This is a genomic window from Flexivirga caeni, from assembly GCF_003724155.1.
Taxonomy (GTDB): domain Bacteria; phylum Actinomycetota; class Actinomycetes; order Actinomycetales; family Dermatophilaceae; genus Flexivirga; species Flexivirga caeni.
In genome coordinates this window covers 12,749-27,582 of the sequence record NZ_RJJQ01000027.1, presented here as the reverse complement: position 1 = coordinate 27,582, position 14,834 = coordinate 12,749, and the positions used below count along the sequence as shown (strand labels likewise).

At 67.5% G+C, this 14,834-nt stretch carries 15 protein-coding genes, 1 other RNA gene and 2 pseudogenes; 10 read left to right on the top strand and 8 right to left on the bottom strand.

The features are described 5' to 3' along the window. The coding region (locus EFY87_RS19040) for a sce7725 family protein (protein WP_148043412.1) at positions 1 to 323 on the top strand (323 nt) is incomplete at its 5' end. A 100-nt stretch (positions 324 to 423) separates the two neighbouring features. On the opposite strand, the gene EFY87_RS20120 is transcribed toward EFY87_RS19040, so the two are convergent. From EFY87_RS20120 to EFY87_RS19020, 4 genes are all read right to left on the bottom strand, one after another. After that, on the bottom strand, positions 424 to 777 hold the full coding sequence (locus tag EFY87_RS20120) for a hypothetical protein (protein WP_148043411.1): 354 nt from the start codon (positions 775 to 777) through the stop codon (positions 424 to 426). Positions 778 to 873: 96 nt separating this feature from the next. Continuing rightward, positions 874 to 1,899: a PDDEXK family nuclease gene (locus EFY87_RS19030; protein ID WP_123273061.1), complete on the bottom strand. Its 1,026-nt coding sequence runs from the start codon at positions 1,897 to 1,899 to the stop codon at positions 874 to 876. A gap of 103 nt (positions 1,900 to 2,002) precedes the next feature. Further along, positions 2,003 to 2,371, bottom strand: a complete 369-nt coding sequence (locus EFY87_RS19025) for a hypothetical protein (protein ID WP_148043410.1) — start codon at positions 2,369 to 2,371, stop codon at positions 2,003 to 2,005. A gap of 181 nt (positions 2,372 to 2,552) precedes the next feature. Beyond that, positions 2,553 to 3,200, bottom strand: coding sequence for a TetR/AcrR family transcriptional regulator (locus EFY87_RS19020; RefSeq protein ID WP_158607719.1), 648 nt, complete (start codon positions 3,198 to 3,200; stop codon positions 2,553 to 2,555). Between the two features lie 135 nt (positions 3,201 to 3,335). Between EFY87_RS19020 and EFY87_RS19015 the strand changes: the two genes are divergently transcribed. Next, positions 3,336 to 3,737, top strand: a complete 402-nt coding sequence (locus EFY87_RS19015) for a hypothetical protein (protein WP_245988758.1) — start codon at positions 3,336 to 3,338, stop codon at positions 3,735 to 3,737. 210 nt (positions 3,738 to 3,947) lie between these two features. Here the strand turns inward: EFY87_RS19015 and EFY87_RS19010 are convergent. Further along, positions 3,948 to 4,345 (bottom strand): annotated as a pseudogene (locus tag EFY87_RS19010) (ATP-binding cassette domain-containing protein); the annotation flags it as partial. Between the two features lie 305 nt (positions 4,346 to 4,650). On the opposite strand from EFY87_RS19010, the pseudogene EFY87_RS19005 reads away from it, so the two are divergent. From EFY87_RS19005 to EFY87_RS18985, 5 genes and pseudogenes are all read left to right on the top strand, one after another. Further along, positions 4,651 to 5,145: pseudogene (locus EFY87_RS19005) on the top strand (zinc-binding dehydrogenase); the annotation flags it as partial. 98 nt (positions 5,146 to 5,243) lie between these two features. Next, entirely contained in the window at positions 5,244 to 6,095 is an 852-nt protein-coding gene (locus tag EFY87_RS19000; protein ID WP_181445527.1) for a Nif3-like dinuclear metal center hexameric protein, read from the top strand. A gap of 4 nt (positions 6,096 to 6,099) precedes the next feature. Beyond that, complete coding sequence (locus EFY87_RS18995) at positions 6,100 to 6,840, top strand: zinc ribbon domain-containing protein (RefSeq protein WP_123273057.1); 741 nt, start codon at positions 6,100 to 6,102, stop codon at positions 6,838 to 6,840. Positions 6,841 to 6,845: 5 nt separating this feature from the next. Then, the gene (locus tag EFY87_RS18990; protein WP_123273056.1) at positions 6,846 to 7,967 is read left to right on the top strand and encodes a bifunctional RNase H/acid phosphatase; all 1,122 of its coding nucleotides are present in this window, start codon (positions 6,846 to 6,848) and stop codon (positions 7,965 to 7,967) included. Positions 7,968 to 7,990: 23 nt separating this feature from the next. Further along, positions 7,991 to 9,172, top strand: coding sequence for an O-succinylhomoserine sulfhydrylase (locus EFY87_RS18985; protein WP_123273065.1), 1,182 nt, complete (start codon positions 7,991 to 7,993; stop codon positions 9,170 to 9,172). Here EFY87_RS18985 and EFY87_RS18980 read toward each other — a convergent pair. Both EFY87_RS18980 and EFY87_RS18975 read right to left on the bottom strand, forming a co-directional pair. After that, a complete protein-coding gene (locus EFY87_RS18980) occupies positions 9,169 to 10,245 on the bottom strand; it encodes an SLC13 family permease (protein WP_123273064.1) in 1,077 nt (358 codons plus the stop codon). The two genes, EFY87_RS18985 and EFY87_RS18980, sit on opposite strands and share 4 nt — an antisense overlap. Next, entirely contained in the window at positions 10,245 to 10,991 is a 747-nt protein-coding gene (locus EFY87_RS18975; RefSeq protein ID WP_123273055.1) for a YaaA family protein, read from the bottom strand. The genes EFY87_RS18980 and EFY87_RS18975 overlap by 1 nt, the downstream gene beginning before the upstream one ends. A gap of 78 nt (positions 10,992 to 11,069) precedes the next feature. On the opposite strand from EFY87_RS18975, the gene EFY87_RS18970 reads away from it, so the two are divergent. Both EFY87_RS18970 and EFY87_RS18965 read left to right on the top strand, forming a co-directional pair. After that, positions 11,070 to 12,542, top strand: coding sequence for an RNB domain-containing ribonuclease (locus EFY87_RS18970; RefSeq protein ID WP_123273054.1), 1,473 nt, complete (start codon positions 11,070 to 11,072; stop codon positions 12,540 to 12,542). A gap of 209 nt (positions 12,543 to 12,751) precedes the next feature. Beyond that, entirely contained in the window at positions 12,752 to 13,309 is a 558-nt protein-coding gene (locus EFY87_RS18965) for a hypothetical protein (RefSeq protein WP_148043409.1), read from the top strand. Positions 13,310 to 13,451: 142 nt separating this feature from the next. On the opposite strand, the gene rnpB is transcribed toward EFY87_RS18965, so the two are convergent. Further along, an RNA gene (gene rnpB, locus EFY87_RS18960) (RNase P RNA component class A) lies at positions 13,452 to 13,826 on the bottom strand. 91 nt (positions 13,827 to 13,917) lie between these two features. On the opposite strand from rnpB, the gene EFY87_RS18955 reads away from it, so the two are divergent. Continuing rightward, the gene (locus EFY87_RS18955) at positions 13,918 to 14,751 is read left to right on the top strand and encodes a VOC family protein (RefSeq protein ID WP_158607718.1); all 834 of its coding nucleotides are present in this window, start codon (positions 13,918 to 13,920) and stop codon (positions 14,749 to 14,751) included. Positions 14,752 to 14,834: the final 83 nt, after the last annotated feature.

Sequence of the window (14,834 nt, the reverse complement as noted above, 5' to 3'; positions counted from 1 at the left end):
GCCCGAACCACGAAAAATACTGCGAACACGCAGAACCCGACATCAGAACCACACCCGCGGCCGAAGCCAATCAGCTACTCGCGGATCTGGGTCTGAAGCACTTCTGCTCTGAAAGCAATGAGACTCAGGATGACCCGGCTGGGAAATTCTTCGAGGCCCTTGAAAAGCTCATCGACTTCGTTGACGAAAGGTCGCTCCCGACAAACCTAGGAATCGACGGGTTCCGCGATCTGTATCAGCGTCAGCACTTTCCCGGGCTTGGCAAGGTCAAGGAGTTGTCGATCATGAATCACATGTTGGTCATGCAGGACGCGATTATCTAGATCTCGTGTCGAGATGACTCAGTCGGAGAGGACACGGAGATGCCAGCGGACGACTTTGCTCGAGGAACCCAGCCTTCTCAACTAGAAGCGAGACATCACTTCAGTCGTCAGACTGTGATTCGTTGGCTCGCTTGACAACGCCCTTGACGACCGGCTTTAGAGGTCTCCAGTCGATGCCGCTGCCTCGCCAGTAGCGGTCACATTCCGCCTCGATCTCAGACTTCAGTTCGTCCAGTTGCGCGTAGCTCGCTTGCTCAGACTTGGACAGACCTGGACCCTTCATCTGTTCTCTGTACGCATCAAGCTTCTCTTGAATTCGGCGCAAGGCTATACCAGCAGCGCTACTAAAACCCCTTATGTGGCCGTCATCACGATGATCGTTCAATACCTGTCGAGCAGACTCCTGCGCAGTATCTCGCAGGAACTCACCTGCCTTTTTAGAGTGACTATTCACCGCACTCCTTTCTCGATTCTGCTAGCCGGCCGAAGCTGGCGGCGTAGGTCAACTTGCCTTCGTCGCACCGATGCCGCTGGCGAACGCTGTCGCGGTTCAAAACGGAGTCTCGGCGTTCGTTGACCACGGACTGGTTGGCGTTGGCGGCAACGCACCTTCTGGTAGCGGTAGGTTTGCGACGACGTAGAGGTTCAAGATGTCGTCGCGATCCATGAACATGATCTGGCTGCGCTTGTGGGCGTCGAGTGCGTTGCCGAGCCAGTTGCGCGCCGCCTTGGTGATCTCGCCACCCGCCACGATGAAGGCATGATCGACCAGGACGCGACGATTGGTCTCGGGGTCAAAGATCTCGTGCGCCAGCATCATGAGCGCCTGGTTGTGGATCTCAGCCATGTTGGCGTTACCCGTCTTGGTTACCCCCGAAGCGTCGAGCTTGCCCTTCTTCGCCTGGATTCCGAAGTAGAGAATGTGCTGCGTCGGCAAGGTGTAGCGCATCCAAATGTCCTTGCCGTACTCCAGAGCCTTATCCTTGTGCCCGGCGGCCGTGATGCGGTGGTAGCCAAGTTGTCTGAACATCGGGAGTAGCACCTCCTCGATGAGGTCATCCTCGCTGCACTGGTCGAGGTACGCCGTCAGGAGTTGCCGCCGTTCCAGCTCAGCCTTGCTGAAGGGTCGGTGGGGGTTGGTGGCAAGGATGGTCACGGTCTGGGTGCCGACATGACGCAGATAGCAGTGGTTGTCCTCGCCATAGAACGCCTCGAAACCTTCGCGGCCAAGGACCTCGTTGAGTTGCGCGAGCGCCCGAGGACGGTCTGACCCTTCGTTGAGCCGATCGGCCGGGCTCATCAGCTGATCGATGAGGCGACAGAAGATCTCTGGCGGACGGTTGGGTCCGTCGTGCGGTTCGGCCAGCATCTGTTCCAGCACATCTGCCACCCAGCGGTGGCGAGTGGAACCGTCATGCTGGTACTCCGTCTCCAGCTCTTGGAAGAACGCGGTGATGTACATGCTGGACCGGTAGGGGAAGTACTTGGCTTCGTCCTCATTTTCGGCGTCGTCACGGCCCATGTTGCCCACGATGAGGTCAGCAAGAGCTTCGAGGTTGCGGCGCTTAAACTTCACGGTGCCATTATCGCAAGTGAAGCCGACAAGCTTCCGGACTCAGCAACGCTCGTGTGCCGCAGCTCGTGCACGGTCACTTCGGAGTGTGCAGCACAAGGGGACGTCAGAGCAAGTCTCTCGTGTGCGTCCAGACGGTCATCCGATGCACGTTGAACCGCCGACAGATCGAGACCACGCTCTCACCGTTCGCGCGGGCTGTTCGGATAGCGTCCACTTGGCTCTCCGTGAGGGGTGTTCTAGCTCGTCTCCTAGGGTTCGCGACGACTCCCGGCTCATCGTCAGCGGCACCGTCCGGCTGGTCGCCGAGCACGAGCTTCGCCCGATTCCACGCGGAACTCAGCCGCTCGAACCGCTGCCAGGTGTTCGGTTTGAGTCCACCCGCGTCCACCAGAAGGTCGTCGTTCAAAACGACGACCTTTCCGGTTTGAAGCCTCGATGCCGAGTTCATCTCGGTCGACGGGGAATGGGCCATCCACTGACCCAAAGGGCCGTTCAGGGCACGGTGATGCGCCGGACCGCGGCAATCCTGGCCGGGGAACTCCGACAGGGTGCCGTACCCGACGTCCTGCCCCCTCTCCGGCGCCTGGAAGATGCGGGCACCTCAAACAACATCACGGGCTCCCTTTCTCACGGTTGTGTGGTTGCGATGGCGCTCAACGGAGGGTGACCGCAGCAATGACCGTGCCGTTCAGGGCCATGGTGAGCGCGGTGCGGACAACCCGAAGCAACGGTGTGGTGGGCTTGTTCTGGCGGGACCAGGACATGACCGCTGCTCGCTCAGCTGCTAAGGCAACCCCGGCCAGCACCAGGGATCGCAGGTGATCGTCATCGACGCCGGTACGAGCGGTGATGACCTCGGCCAACGCCCGTTCGCCGGTCGCCTGCGCTTTGAGGTATTCGCCGTGCAATGCCGGCTCGGCCGCGACCAGGGTGCGGAACCCGTCCAGCCAGCCCTCGGGCATCCCGTCCTGACCGGCGGGTCCGTACTGACTGGTCACGACTTCGACCAGCGCATAGGCCAGGGACTCACCGGCCGGACGCTCCGCCAACTCGGACGCCATCCGAGCGCCACGCAGCGTGGCCGGCCACACGATCGCCGCCTCCTTGCTGGAGAAGTAGTTGTTGAAGGTCCGTGTCGACACCCCGACCGCCTCGGCGATCTGCGGCACCCGCACCTTCGCCAAACCCTCCGTCCGGGCCAACTCGAAGGCAGCCAGAGCCAGATCCATCCGGGTCTGCTCCTTCTGCCAGTCCCGGCGCCGCATGGACGCCTGCCGCAGCGTGGTGCTCGCGTTCGTCATGGCTTCACAGTACGCGCTAAGTGCGTGGTGCGCAATATATGCGCTATAGGAATATTCGGGAGGTCGGTCGCGGCGCTGCTGGACGCTGCCCGCGCGACTCCGGAGAGGCCGCCGAGCACGGCTGTTGGCATTGGCGTGCGTCATACAGCGGCGCAGAACGCCAACGCATGCCGTGCCCTGCTGACCGAGGGCGAGTCCTTGGACAGGTGCTGGCGGTTCGGCATCCTCCAAACCCTGGACGACTACACCTCCGTGCTGCGGCGCGGCGGCCCCGGCCCCGCTGCCGGCGTGTTCACCAACGAGCCACCCCGCACCGGATCAACGCAGCTCGACGCCGCGTTCGCGGCCCTCGCGGACCACCTTGCCGCCCGTGACGGCTGGCCTGCCCCAGCCTGGGCGTCCAACCCGTCGCGGCGCACGGAAGCGTGGTACCCGGCTGTTCCCGTGATCTTCCGCGGTGATGCTGAGCGGGAGAGTCCGGAGGCGTTCCGGCGGCGCGGGATTTTCATCACCGCCCGTTCCCTGGCAAGAGCGTGACGCCGGGCGGACAGCTCGACGCGGGCAGGGTGCAAGCCCTGTTCCAGGAGTTGTCCGGCCGGCTCGCCCGGCGACTCCTACCGCGCCGCCGCTACCTCGCCGAGGACACCCGCGCCAACGCGCGTTCCACTCGTCGCTGAGACCGCGACGCAGTTCGGGATGGCCGAGCAGCGCCGCGGCGAGCGACACGCGGTTACGTTGTCCGCCGGACAAGGACCCCACGACCTGGCTGGTGTGCGCCCCGAGGTCGGTCTGTTCGAGCACTCGCTCGACGTCCTCGCGCGGCGCGGCGAGCACGCGAGCGAAATGCGCAGGTTCTCCGCGACGGTCAGGTCGTCATACACACTCGCGGCCTGGGTGACGTACCCGATCCGGTGCCGCAGCGCACTGCTCCCGGCAGGCTCGCCGAGCACGCGCACCGTCCCGGCGGTGATCCGTTGTACCCCGACGATCGCGCGCAGCAGCGTGGTCTTGCCGCTGCCGCTCGGGCCGAGCAAGCCCACCTGTCCGGCCGGAATGGCTGCGCTCAGCTCGCCCAGCACCAGATGGGACCCACGCCGCACGGTCAAGCCGTCGACGGCCACGGCCGGCACGACGTCAGCGGTCATGTGCCCAACGTAGCGAGGGCCGCAGAGGTCGCCGAGCCGAACCGAAAGGTCAGTAGTTGCGGCGAGTAGGCGGCTCTCATCGCAACTACTGTCCGTTCGACGAACGGCCGGACCGAGGACCGGCGATCGGCGAGGAGAGGGTGGCAGCCGGCAGCCACAGACCGATCTCACCGGCCGGATCCATCGCGGGCAGGACGAGCACCATCTCGTCGCTGGCGCGCTTGGGCAATGTGAACGAGTGGCACCGGCGATCTGAGCGAGGTTGACCATGACGATGACGTCGGCGACGACGATGTGCCGCGCATGCCGGAGCGTCGGCCGTGATCGCCGTCGATCCGGTGGAGTTCAAGCGTTCGTCCGCACTGAAACTCGGCGCCACCCACGCAGTCGCCGACATCGACGAGGCCGCCGAGGTCGCACGGTCACTGACCGAGGGCCAGGGCGCCGACTCGGTCATCGTCACCGTGGGCGTCACGACCGGCCGGCACCTCGGTCAGGGGCTGGACGCGACCCGCAAGGGCGGCACGTGCGTCGCGGTCGGCATCGGTCCGGCCACGGTGGAGGCCGGCGACATCGACCTGCACCACCTAATCCTGTCGCAGAAGCGGTTGCAGGGAGCATTGTTCGGCGCGAGCGCGCCGCTGGCCGACATACCGGCGCAGCTGGAGCTGTACAAGCGCGGTCAACTGCACCTGGACGAGCTCGTGACCACCCGCTACACACTCGACCAGGTCGCGGAGGGCTTCGACGACATGAAGGCCGGCAAGAACATCCGCGGCGTTGTCGTCTTCGACCAGTAGTCGCACCCCGGACGGTCCACCGCCGGGGACCCGTGCACCGGCAGATCGAGTATCGTGGCGCGGTCAACGCGACCTCGACCGTCCTGGAAGGTGACTACGTGGCCAGCCCCGCCCTTGCGGACGTCGTTCGGGTGCTCGACGGGTTCTATCCGAGACACACGGCCGCCGGCTGGGATCGTGTCGGACTGGTCACCGGTGACCACCAACAGCCCGTGCAGTTGGTGCATTTCGCGGTCGACCCGACGCTCGCGGTGATCGAGGAAGCACGCGACGCCGGAGCCGACCTCCTGGTCACCCACCATCCGCTGTTGCTGCGCGGTGTGCATTCGGTCGCGACGACGACGGCCAAGGGCGCGGCGATCACCACTCTCGTCGTCGCGGACATCGCGCTCTACTGCGCGCACACCAACGCGGACGTTGCGACACCGGGTGTGAACGACGCGCTCGCCGTAGCCTGCGGGTTGCCGCCCGATGCGGCCCCGCTCGACGAGGAGGACGGACAGCCGATCGGGAAGGTCGGTGACCTGGCTGCCCCCATGACACTGCGCGACTATGCGGAGTTCGTCGCTGCGGCGCTGCCTGCCGCACCTGCGGGCCTGCGGGTGAGTGGTGACCCCGGCGCGGTCGTGCGACGGGTCGCGGTGCAGGGCGGAGCCGGGGACACTCGTTTCGACGCCGTCCGCTCTGCGGGCGCCGACGTCTACGTCACGGCCGACCTGCGCCACCACCCCGCCCTGGAAGCGCGTGAGGAGGGGCGCGGCGGCCCGCCATACCTGATCGACGCCGCGCACTGGGCGACCGAGTCGCTCTGGCTGGCCGGCTGCGCCGACCGGCTGCGTGCGGCACTGCAGGAGCAGGGGTATGACGTCGAGACCGCAGTGTCCCAATTGCGCACGGACCCATGGGATTTCGTGATCCCCACCGAACGTCCCGAGACGAAGGAGCAGTGAGCCGATGAAGGCCGATCTCACCCGGCAGTGGCGGCTGCTGGACCTGCAGAAGCTGGACACCCGCCTCGACCAGCTCGCGCACCGCGAGCGCACGCTGCCGGTGCTGGCTCAGCTCACTGAGGCGACCGCGTCCGAGATCACCTTGCGCGAGGACGTGATCCTCGCGCGCACCGCTCTGCAGGACAACGAGCGCGCGGTCAGCAAGGCCGACGCCGACGTGCAACTGGTCCGCGACCGTGCCGACCGGGACCGTGCCCGGCTGGACAGCGGCAACGGCACCGCCAAGGAGTTGCAGAACCTGCAGCACGAGCTGGACACGCTCGCGCGCCGTCAGGCCGAACTGGAAGACGTCGAGCTGGCGGTCATGGAGCGGGCTGAGAGCCTGCAGGCCGACCTGCAGGTCAGGGAGACAGCGCACCAGCAGGTCGAGGAGGCGGTGGAGCGGCTGACCGGTGAGCGTGACCGCGCGCTCGCCGAGATCGAAGCCGAGCGCGAGAGCGTGCTGCGCGAACGCGCCAACGTGGCTGCCGGAGTCGGTGCCGAGTTGCTGCCGCTCTATGAGAAGTTGCGCGAACAGATGGGTGGTGTCGCGGCGGCGGCGCTGCAGCAAAAGCGTTGCAGCGGCTGCGGACTCGAGCTGGTGCAGGCGGAACTCTCCCGTATCAAGGCAGCTCCCGAGGACGAGGTGCTGCGCTGCGAGGAGTGTCGCCGCATCTTGGTCCGCACAGCCGAGTCGGGGCTCTGAGCCGGGTGCCGCGCAGCCTGATCGTCGAGGCCGACGGCGGCTCCCGTGGCAATCCCGGAGTCGCGGGATATGGCGCGCTCGTCCGTGACGGTGCGGACCGGTCGCTGCTCGCCGAGCGCGCGGCGCCACTCGGGCGGGCCAGCAACAACGTCGCGGAATACGAGGGCTTGATCGCCGGTCTGCGGGCCGCCCAGCAGATCGACGAGGCAGCGCTGATCACCGTCCGGATGGACTCCCGCCTGGTCATCGAGCAGATGGCGGGTCGGTGGAAGATCAAGCACGAGGACATGCGGCGCCTGGCCGCGCAAGCCGAGGAGATCGTGCGCGAGTTGCGCGCCGCCGGCGGGGGAGTGCAGGAGTGGACCTGGATCCCGCGGGAGCAGAACAAGGCTGCCGACAAGCTGTCGAACGACGGCATGGACGGCACGCTCGTGGAGCGCGACCTGTGGCGTGCCGAGACCGAGCAGCCGGCGTCGGCGCCCACGCCGCAACCGGTCCGCCCGCCGCGTGAGATCGCCACGCGATTGATCCTGCTGCGGCACGGCGTCACCGACTTCACCGTCGGCGGGAGACTGGACGGCCGTGGCGGACCGGACCCGTCGCTGAACGCACTCGGTCTCGATCAGGCGGAGCGGGCCGCACGAGCCCTGGGTGACCTGGTGACCGGCCCGGTCTCGGTCGTGACGTCGTCGCTGACCCGGGCGCGGCAGACCGGCGCGGCGGCTGCGCGGGTGCTGGGCGTCGCTCCGATCACCGACGAGGACTGGGACGAACAGGCTTTCGGTGTGTGGGACGGGCTGAGCTTCACCGAGATCGGCGAGCGCTACCCGGGTGACCCGGCGCGGATGCGCACGGAGGAGGACTTCCGAGTCGAGGGCGGCGAGACGCACCTTGAGCTCGCGGACCGGATCGGCGCGGCGCGCGAACGTGCGGTGGCGAGAGGCGGCACGGTGATCGTGGCGACCCACCGGATGCCGATCCTGGTCGTGCTGCGGTCGCTGCTCGGGCTCAGTCTCGGGCACGCCTGGTTGCTCGCGGCCGATCCGGCCTCGCTCACCCAGCTCGACGTGTATGCCGACGGCTCGGCGACCGTGGCCTATACCAACGACACCCACCATCTGCGCTGAGCGGTGTGTGGGAGGCTGCGCGCATGACTGAGCGATCGCACGACTGGTCCCCCGACACGATCGCGGTGCGGGGCGGGCTGGTTCGCAGCGGGTTTGAGGAGACGGCTGAGGCGCTCTACCTCACCTCTGGATTCGTCTACGGGTCCGCGGAGGACGCCGAGGCGGCGTTTGCCGGTGAGGCTGGCCGGTTCGTCTACACTCGCTACGGCAATCCGACCGTCGCGGTGTTCGAGGAGCGGCTGCGCCGGCTGGAAGGTGCGGAAGCGTGCTACGCAACGGGATCCGGCATGGGCGCGGTGTTCACCGCGCTGGCCGCGCTGCTCGGGGCCGGCGATCGCGTCGTGGCCGCGCGCGGGCTCTTCGGATCCTGTTTCGTGATCCTCGACGAGATCCTGCCCCGGTGGGGCGTGGAGACCGTGTTCGTCGACGGCGCCGACAACGAACAGTGGGCGCGGGCGCTGTCCGAGCCGACCACCGCGGTGTTCTTCGAGACGCCGAGCAACCCCATGCAAGAACTGGTCGATCTCGAGTTCGTGTGCGAGCGGGCGCACGTTGCCGGAGCCCAGGTCGTGGTCGACAACGTCTTCGGCACCCCTGTCTTCTCGGCACCGCTGCGGCACGGAGCAGACATCGTGGTCTACTCCGCGACCAAGCATATCGACGGCCAGGGCCGGGTCCTGGGCGGAGCGATCCTCGGGCCGAAGGACTACATCCACGGCCCGGTGGAGAACCTGCTACGGCACACCGGCCCGTCGATGTCGCCGTTCAACGCGTGGGTGCTGACGAAGGGGCTGGAGACCCTCCGGTTGCGGGTCGAGGCACAGGCCAGGTCGGCCGCGCACCTGGCGGGAGTGCTGGAGGCGCATTCCGGGATCCGGCGCGTCTGGTATCCCTTCCTGGAGTCGCACCCGCAGTTCGAGCTGGCGCAGCGGCAGATGAGCGGCGGAGGCACCGTCGTCACCTTTGAGCTGAACGGCGGCAAGGACGAGGCGTTCCAGGTGATGAACGCCCTTGAGATCATTGACATCTCGAACAATCTCGGTGACTCCAAGTCGTTGATCACCCATCCGGCCACGACGACCCACCGCCGGCTGGGACCTGAGGCGCGGGCGGCCGTCGGCATCACCGACGGCGTGCTGCGGCTGTCGGTCGGGCTTGAGGACGCAGGCGACTTGTCGGCTGACCTCACCCAGGCGCTGCGCTAGCTCACGCAGGCGAGGGCGGCGGTCGCCGCGACGACCGTCACCACGGCGACGAGCGCGCTCTGGATCGTGAAGCGCCGCAACGGGATCGCCAGGCCGGCGCGTCGGCAGCGGCCGAGCCACAGGAGGGTCGCGAGGGATCCCCAGACGGTGACGAGCGGGCCGGCGTTGACTCCGATGAGCAGCGCCATCAACCGATGCGCCGACTCATCGGCGGCGCCCTCGGCCGCCAGATAGGCGGGCAGGTTGTTGATCAGGTTGGCTCCCACACCGCCTGTTCCGGAGATCCGCAGCAGCGCGCCGAACGAATCGCCGTCGCCGAAGAGGCGGGCGATCACGGTGTCCAGACCCTGATCGCGTAGGAAGGCGACGAGCGCGAAGAGCGCGGTCACCACAACGACCATCAGCCACGGTATGGCAACCGACCGGATCGCCTTCCGGTCGCGGATCCCGAGCACCATCAGCAGGATTGCCGCCCCAACGGCAGCCGGTATGGCGGGGGTTATCCCCGTCACGAACGCCGGTCCGAGCAGCACGCACACGATCGCTGCGGCGCGGAAGAGCACCGGGTCGGCAGGCTGCTGCATGGCCGGGGCGTCATACCGGCCGGTCAGCTCACGCCGGTGCAGCACCCCGATGACGAGAGCGGTGACGGCCATCGCGACCAGCGCGGGCGCCCACGCGACCCGCAGGTATGCCGAGAGGCCGCCCCAGCGCTGAAACTCGTGCAGTGCCAGCAGATTGCTCAGATTGGAGACGGGGAGCAGCAACGACGCGGTGTTCGCTAGCCATACCGTGGTGCAGGCGAACGGCAGCTGTGGCAGCCGTGCCTGTCGCGCGGTGGTGATGACGACCGGCGTCAGCAGCACGGCGGTTGTGTCCAGGCTGAGCACCGTGGTCGCCACGCAGCACAGTGCGACCACCACCAGCCAGAGCACGAACGTGCGGCCACGCGCCAATCGGGCAGCCCAGTGCCCGGCGACCTCGAAAACTCCTGCGCGATCGGCGATTTCGGCCACGACCGTGATGCAGACGAGGAAGGCGAGGACCGGACCGACCCGTTCGAGCAGGTCCATCAGCGAGCCGTCACAGCGAGCTCCCACGGGGCGCTGGCACGCCTCGGCTCGGTCAACGCGACGTCGAACGCCGCGCCGACCACATCGCGCAGCGCCTGCGGGGTGCGTGGTGTGGCGCCGGCGACCGCGAGGTGGCGGGTGACCAGCCCGCGGGTGTGTTTCGCGTTGTGCGTCGCGCCCGGCACGTGGATGCGCACCCAGCGGGCGGCCGAGGCTCCCGCCGGGGTCCAGGCCGCGGCATACGTGCTCGACCGGCAATCGACGATGACGCCGCTGCCGGCGAATTCGGTGAGGGGAGAGGCCAGTTCGGCGCGCCAGTGCGCAGCCAGCGGTCCGACGCCGGGCAGGTTGGTGCCCATCGAGAGGCGGTAGCCAGGCACCTTGTCGGTCAGCCGCAACGCACCGAACAGGGCCGACTGCACCACGATCCAGCGTCGTGCGCGGCGCAGTGCAACCCCGGCGAGACCCGGCAGGTCGAGCGCGTCATACAGGACGCCGGTGTAGAGGCTCTCGACCGGACCCGCCGGCGCGGTCCGCAAGGTCACGTTGCGCGCGACGTCGGCGGCCAGGCTGGCGCCGACGCCCAGCACCTCGAGTGCGTCCGTTCGCGTGCTGGCAGCGGCGAGAACGTCGATCACGCGGTCTCGCGCGGGCGTGAGTTCGGGGAAGGAGACGGTGTCGAGGTCCAGCGGCGCGCCGCGACGGCGTGGTGTCTTCGTCTCGGACGGCGGGAGCAGGATGAGCACGGCCGAAGACTACGACGCGCGGCGCTCCGGTTGTCGTGCCGGGCGCCTGGCGGGCGATCGGGTCCCTATGGTGGGCACATGGATCTTCGGCACGTCATCGTCCGTCATGCTCCCGCGCCGGACGGCGCCGACGCCGGTCCGTTGGAGCAGGCTTTCGCCGCGCTGCGCGAGCAGCTGGGTCTGCGGCTGGACTATCCCGCGCAGGCGCAGGCCGAGGCGGAGCAGGCAGCGAGGGACGTGGTGCTGCCGGACCGCGACGAGACGGCGGTGCCGTTCTGCACCATCGACCCGGTCGGCTCGATGGACCTGGACCAGGCGATGTGCCTGGAGCGCGCCGACGGCGGCTACCGCGTGCGCTATGCGATCGCGGACGTCCCGGCATACGTCGCTCCGTGTGGCGCGCTCGACGCGGAGACCCGGCGGCGCGGCCAGACGATCTACCTGCCCGACGCGCGGGTGCCGTTGCATCCGCAGGTGCTCAGCGAGGGCGCCGCGAGTCTGCTGCCGGGGCAGGTGCGTCCGGCGTTCGTGTGGGACATCGCATTGTCCGGATCCGGCGAGATCACAGCCGCCCAGGTATATCGGGCACAGGTGAAAAGCGTTGCGCGGCTTGATTATCCGTCGGTTCAGCAGCAGCTCGACGAGGGTTCCGCGAGCGACGGGCTGAAGCTGCTTCAGGAGATCGGGGAGCTGCGCATCGAGTTGGAGGCCAAGCGTGGCGGTGCCAACCTGCCGATGCCGGAGCAAGAGGTGGACAAGGGCGACGACGACCACTATCACCTGACTTTCCGTCCGCAACTGCCTGCGGAGGAATGGAACTCGCAGATCTCCCTGCTGACGGGTATGGCGGCCGCCGATCTGATGCTGACGGCGCACGTCGGGATCCTGCGCACCATGCCTGCACCCGACCAGCGTGCGCTCGACCGCTTCTGCCGCCAGGCGCACGCTCTCGGCGTCGACTGGCCGGCTGGGTACACCTATGGCGACGTCATCCGCGGGCTCGACCGCTCGAACCCCAGACACCTCGCGCTGATCCACCACGCGACCAGCCTCTTCCGGGGCGCCGGCTACACGCCGTTCGTCGGTGCGGATCCTGAGGTGAAGGTGCAGGCGGCGGTGGCCGCGCCATACGCACATGTGACCGCGCCGCTGCGCCGGCTGGTGGACCGCTTCGGCCTGGTGGTGTGTGAGGCGGTCAGCCAGGGCGGCGAGGTGCCCGGCTGGGTCCGGGAAGCGCTCCCGGCCTTGCCGGACATCATGCGGCGCACCGATCAGCTGGCCAGCCAGGTCGACCACGCGTGCACCGACACCGTCGAGGCGGCGCTGCTGGCACACCGGGTGGGTGAGACGTTCCCGGCATACGTGGTGGACCGGGTCGACCGGGGCCTGAGCATCCAATTGGTCGACCTCGCGGTCACCGCGCGCGCCGCCGGCGACGCCGAGGCGGGCAGCGAGGTGCAGGTCAGGCTCATCGAGGCCGACATCGCTTCGCACACGGTGCGATTCGAGCTGGCTACGGGTGGGATGAGCCGGCCCACAAAAGCACGTTGAGGACGACGACTCGTCCTCAGACAGGGCCGTCGCCGACGTGAGCGGCGCGGTGCTCGACTCACCCGGCGAAGCGCTCCGGATCATGGGCGGCGAGATCGACAAGCGCCACCCAGGTGACGACGCCGGGTAACGATCCGGCGTCAACGGCGCGCGAGACCATGACCCGCTGCTCTAATCAAGCGTCTATGTAGCGCGATCAGAGGACGGCGATGTCTCAACCCCCGTACAACGGCCAGCCGTGGCCACAACAGCCCTGGCAGCCACAGTCTCCGCAGAAGAAGAAGTGGAGTCTGTTGAAGATCGGCGCCGTCGGGTGCGGGGGCCTGATTGGGCTCTTCATCGTGCTGGTCGTCATCGGAGCCGCCATCGGCACCACGACCGGTCACGGCAAGGGGGCGCCTTTAGTGTCCCGGTCGTCTGTCACGACCACGCCGCAGGCCACGCACAGCACAACGCACTCACCGACGCCGACGCACAGCGCCACGTCCACGCACACCGTCGTCACGCCCAAGCCGGCGCACACGACGCCAGCACCACGCGAGACACACACACCGGCGCCCGCCGCATCAGCACCCGCACCCTCTCAGCCGGCCCTAGCCCCAGCGACGACCACCGTGGCGCATCCCGCCTGCTACCCCCTCACCAACGGCGGGAACTGCTACGAGCCGGGTGAGTTCTGCCGCAAGTCAGATCACGGCATGTCTGGTATTGCCGGTGACGGTAAGCGCATCGTGTGCGCGTACAACGACGGCTGGCGCTGGGAGTGAGTCCAACCCGTGACCGCGTGGCCTGACAGATCCTGCGGGCGCGCCAAGACACGGAGACGTCACGCTACGCGCGTCGGGTACACGTGCAGCAGGTCAGGGGCTCAGGCTCGCAAGATCGCAGACGCCGGACCGGGTTCGTGAGTGGATGAGCCGGCCTGTAAGCCGGATTCTGTATGGCGCCGCCGCACGCGGCGGACACGTGGCGACCATCCATCTAGGACCACCGTTGCCGGTGGCCTCCAGCGATCTACCCGCGTACTCGGGCGGGCCGCCCTCGAACGCACGCTGTCTGATCTTGCTCCAGGTGGGGTTTACCGAGCCACGCCAGTCGCCTGGCGTGCTGGTGGTCTCTTACACCACCGTTTCACCCTTACCGCCGGCCGGAGCCGGAGGCGGTCTGCTTTCTGTGGCACTGTCCCGCGGGTCACCCCGGGTGGCCGTTAGCCACCACCTTGCCCTTCGGAGTCCGGACTTTCCTCGGCGGGATTACTCCCGACGCGGCCGCCCGGCCGACTCATCCGCAGTCATCGTAACGGGCTCCGCCGTGGGGGATGACACGACCGCAAACTCAATTGCCGCGCCGCCGGGGCAATCTCTAACCTGTCCGTATGGCGAGCGTGCGTTTCCTCGGGGTTCGACTCGACGCGCGCAACGCCACCGCAATCTCGACGTTCTGGGCAGAGCTGCTGGGCTGGAAGCTGCAGCCCCGTGAGGACGGCGCGATCCTGGTCATGCCCGATTCTTCGACCAGCTTCCCGCTCGCGGTGCATTCCGCCGACACCCTCAAGAGCGGTCAGAATCGGATCCACTTCGATCTCACCACGAACTCAGCGCAGCACATGCGGCGGCTCATCTCGCGCGCACGGCACCTTGGCGCAGGTCGGATCGACGTCGGTCAGTCGCCGGACGAAACACACACAGTGCTCGCCGACCCCGAGGGCAATGAGTTCTGTGTCATTGCTCCCGGGAACGCCTTCCTCGCCGACACTGGTGCCGTTGGCGCGATCAACTGCGACGGCACCCAGGCCCTCGGTTACTTCTGGAGCAAGGCGCTGCAGTGGCCGCTGGTGTGGGATCAGGATCAGGAGACGGCGATCCAGTCACCCACAGGTGGCTCGAAGCTCACCTGGAGCGGACCGCCACTGATGCGTCGCAACGGCCGGGACCGGCTGCGCTTCGAGCTATGCACCGATGCCCCCTTGGCGGTCGCCATCGCCCAACTGGTGTCCCTCGGCGCCCAGTTCCTGGACAAACCCGCCATCGACGAAGCAGCCCTGCGCGACCCTGATAGCAACGAATTCCACCTCACGGCGACGGATCCCGCGAGACGTCTGTCGCGTCGTGGCGGTAGCTCCTCGCGCTATCGCGACCGCGAACAGGTCCGGCTTTCCAGGCCTCTCGATGAACTGATCGATGAAGTCAACGCCGATACCGAGTTGTGAGGAGGAGCATTGAGCCCGTCTACCGGCCGGCTGATCTGCTCCGGCGTCATAGCCCGCGGCCCAGGTATGGCGAAACCCGTGAC